Below are 1,259 nucleotides of genomic sequence, written 5' to 3' on the forward strand. Positions count from 1 at the left end.
GGGCGCCGAGATGAACATGTGGTCTTTGTAGTCGGTAAAGTCCGGCAGCCCGTCGCCGTTGAAGTCGCCTATCGCAACGCCGGCGTCCATCCTGGCCGGAAGTGTGAATTCCACCGGGGCCATCGCCGTCGACGACGGACGCAGTGAGAAGACCCGGATCGTGTCGGCCCTCTTCGCAGTCAATGTGCCGCCGATGGTGATGACGTCCACGCGACCGTCATTGTCGAAGTCGCGAAGAATGGCGGACGTCCCTGGTATCGAGGAAACCGCGTATTCCTTGAAGTCGACACCGGTCGACAGCCACAGTCTGGCGCTGTCGTCAGTGCCATTGTAACGGAAAATGTCTGTCGCGCCGTCGCCATTGACATCTGCCAGAATACAACTCCCTGAGCCGGTATAAAGCTGCCCCGAGCAGCCGAAGGAAAAGGAGGGCTGGACCGGCTCCCAGGTGCCGTTTGACAGGACGCCTTTCGCTACGTCTCCGCCGAAGAGCGCCTGTGCTAATAGCGGCTGCTGGTGCCCATTGCCGAGGAAATCGCCAACTCCGATATCGCCCCAGATGGTTGAGCGGTTCACGGTGTCGATGCCGTCAGCGTCAGCGTCAGCGACAACAAATGAGCCGGTCGAGAGCGCATCGCACGCGGCTTCGTAGCTGGCCGGCACGACGGGGCCACCGAAGAAGAGCGTTGATTTACAATTGGCATTGGTCAACGCGAGCTGGGCGTTTGTGATGACAAACGCGCCTCGTGTGCCCGTCGTCACCGTGTGGCCGTCATTCGAAGTTGACGTCACCGTGTCCGCAAAGTCCATCGTGCTTTTGTCGGGAAAGAACCGACCGGGCTTGGAAGAATATTTTCCGTCATAGGCGGCGTTAAGGCTCACCGAGATTGTATCGATCAGTGCGCCATTCGAATCGAATTTATATCGGTACTTTGTTCTACTGGCCGACTTTTGCCCTGTTGGGGATTCTCCTTGCGTGGCGTAGTCGCCAAAGATCTCGTCGCGGCTGTCAAAGTCCAAATCGCCGACCTCGTTTGGTGCTCCTTCCATGAGGAGAAAGCCTGTGAGGAGGGAGGCATCGACCGTCGTGTAGACCCCATCGGTATTCTGGTAGATCATCTGACCGAGCAGCTCTGAAGTGCTGCCGGTGATGGTGCCGTCGGCAGCGATGGTGGCATCGGTGCCGTAGCGGCTGACGGCTGTCAGACGCGAGGCGTTGGAGAACGGCGCCTGGTCGTAGGTCAGCTTGTAAGCGCTGC

General features: G+C 59.0%; 1 protein-coding gene. It reads right to left on the minus strand.

The window, feature by feature from the left end:
* On the minus strand, nt 1–1,259 hold a 1,259-nt coding region (locus NKH59_RS33330; RefSeq protein WP_353024472.1), incomplete at both ends, for an FG-GAP repeat domain-containing protein.

Source organism: Mesorhizobium sp. M0998 (genome assembly GCF_040318885.1).
Taxonomy (GTDB): domain Bacteria; phylum Pseudomonadota; class Alphaproteobacteria; order Rhizobiales; family Rhizobiaceae; genus Mesorhizobium.